Source organism: Pseudomonas sp. OTU5201 (genome assembly GCF_038440135.1).
GTDB classification, from domain to species: domain Bacteria; phylum Pseudomonadota; class Gammaproteobacteria; order Pseudomonadales; family Pseudomonadaceae; genus Metapseudomonas; species Metapseudomonas resinovorans.
This window is the reverse complement of record NZ_JASATC010000094.1, coordinates 1-866: the sequence shown is the minus strand read 5'-3', so window position 1 is coordinate 866 and position 866 is coordinate 1. Positions and strand designations below refer to the sequence as shown.

Sequence of the window (866 nt, the reverse complement as noted above, 5' to 3'; positions counted from 1 at the left end):
ACACCACCATTAAGTACATCGTTACCCGCACCACCATTGAGACGGTCATTACCAGCACCACCCTGGACGGTGTTATTGAGACCGTTACCCGTGCCGGTGAAGTTGCCGCTGCCACCAAAGAACAGGCGCTCGACATTGGCACCCAAGGTGTAACTACTCAACGAGGTCCACACGGTATCAACGCCTTGTCCGGTGAACTCAGCTACTACATCGCCAGCGTCGGTAACTTCATACATGTCGTCACCTGCGCCGCCAGACATGCTGTCGTTTCCAGAACCACCAATCAGAACGTCATTACCGACACCACCATTAAGCACATCGTTACCCACACCACCATTGAGACGGTCATTACCAACACCACCCTGGATGGTGTTATTGAGACCGTTACCCGTGCCGGTGAAGTTGCCAGTACCCCCAAAGAACAGGTTCTCGACATTGGCACCCAAGCTATAGTTGGCCAGCGAAGTCCACACGGTATCCAGACCCTCACTCCCGAGCTCAGCGACGAGGTCACCAGCATCGGTAACTTCATATGTATCGTCACCCGCCCCGCCGGTCATAGTGTCGTTGCCAGAACCACCGATCAGTACATCATCATCGGCACCACCGATGAGCACATCATTTCCGACGCCACCGTTGAGTCGATCATTTCCAATCCCTCCATCCAGCACATCATCCCCTGTCAACCCGTTCAGGGTGTCATTACCACCAAGCCCCTGAATCTCATCGGCTAGCGCGGTGCCGTTAAGCACATCGTTCCCTGTTGTACCGACGATCAGATTCATCACGATCGCCGTCGCCTCCGAGGTCCGGGTTTCCGTTGTGCCGAAGTCATCCGTGAAGCTCGCCACCACCCGCAGCATCAA

The 866-nt window shown here is 55.2% G+C and carries 1 protein-coding gene; it reads right to left on the bottom strand.

From position 1 onward, the window contains the following. A partial coding sequence (locus tag AAHM40_RS26995; protein ID WP_342247437.1) for a calcium-binding protein occupies positions 1-866 on the bottom strand: 866 nt, incomplete at both ends.